Origin of the sequence: Streptomyces amakusaensis, assembly GCF_039532665.1 — a bacterium.
In the GTDB taxonomy this organism is placed as follows: domain Bacteria; phylum Actinomycetota; class Actinomycetes; order Streptomycetales; family Streptomycetaceae; genus Streptomyces; species Streptomyces amakusaensis.
Window position 1 is genome coordinate 1 of sequence record NZ_BAAASB010000071.1, and the last position, 1,431, is coordinate 1,431.

The window sequence follows — 1,431 nt, forward strand, 5'->3', positions numbered from 1 at the left end:
TGCTGGAGCGGGTACGGCGCTGGGACCTGGCGGCCTACGCGCATCAGGATCTGCCGTTCGACCGGCTGGTGGAGGAACTCCAGCCGGTACGCTCCCTCGCCCGGCACCCCCTCTTCCAGATCATGCTCTCCTGGACGGAGGAAGACTCCGGGACCCTGTCGCTGACGGGACTGGAGGTCACCCCCGAACCCGCCGTCCTGTCCACGGTCAAGTTCGACCTCGAGATCGGCTTCACCCCACACCCCGACCACACCGGACTCACCGTCCGGCTCGGCTACGCGACCGATCTCTTCGACGAGGTGACGGTCCGGGGGCTGGGTGAGGCTCTGGTACGGGTTCTGTCGGCGGTGGCCGCCGATCCCGGGACGCGCATCTCGGCCCTGCCGGTCGTCTCCCCCGCGCAGCGGGACACGCTGACGGTGTGGGGTTCGGGTCCGGAGGCGTCGGAGCCGGGGACGGTCACCGGGGGCTTCGCTGCTGCTGTCCGGGCGACGCCTGACGGGGTGGCGGTGGTCGAGGGGGACCGGTCCCTGTCCTACCGCGAGTTGGACGCCCTCTCCGACCGGGTGGCGTATCGGCTGCTCGCGGCCGGTGTGACGGTCGAGACGCCGGTGCCGGTGCTGATGCAACGCGGTACGGCCTTGGTGGCGGCGCTGCTGGGGATCATGAAGGCGGGGGCCGCCTATCTCCCCCTCCACCTCGCCCATCCCGCTCCCCGGATGCACGAGACCACCGAGGGCAATATGTCCCCGGTCCTCCTCATCGACCCCGCTCATGCGGATCACCCCTACACCCTGAGCCAGCCGTCAACCCGCAGCGTCCTGACGGTCGCCGCAGACGATGAGGCTGACACTGCTGGTGTGGTGTTGCCGGTTGTGGTGCCGGGGCAGTTGGCGTATGTGATGTTCACGTCGGGGTCGACGGGGCGTCCGAAGGGCATCGCGATCCCGCACCGGGGTGTGGTGGATCTGGCCCTGGATCCGGCCTGGAACGTCACACCGGGCGACCGGGTCCTGTTCCAGGCCCCCCACGCCTTCGACGGATCCGTCTACGAACTCTGGACCCCCCTCCTGTCGGGTGCGGCCATCGTCATCACACCCCCGGACCAGATCATCGACGCACCCACTCTGCGCACTCTCACCGAACAACACGGGGTGACGCACGTGTCGCTGACCGCCGGTCTGTTCCGGGTGATCGCCGAGACCGACCCCACCGCCTTCACCCACCTGACCGAGGTGACCACGGGTGGGGACGTGATCCCCCCGGACGCCGTCCGTGCCGTCCTCGACGCCAACCCGGGCCTGATCGTCCGTACCACCTACGGCCCCACCGAGACCACCCTCTGCGCCACCCACACCCCCTGGCACACCGACGACACCCCCCTGGGAACGACGACACCGCTGGGCCGGCCCATGACCGGAACCCGCCTCA

General features: G+C 69.8%; 1 protein-coding gene. It reads left to right on the forward strand.

What is annotated here, in order from left to right; translation table 11 throughout:
* Positions 1-1,431: AMP-binding protein (locus ABD371_RS35665; RefSeq protein WP_344486920.1), on the forward strand; the 1,431-nt coding region annotated here is incomplete at both ends.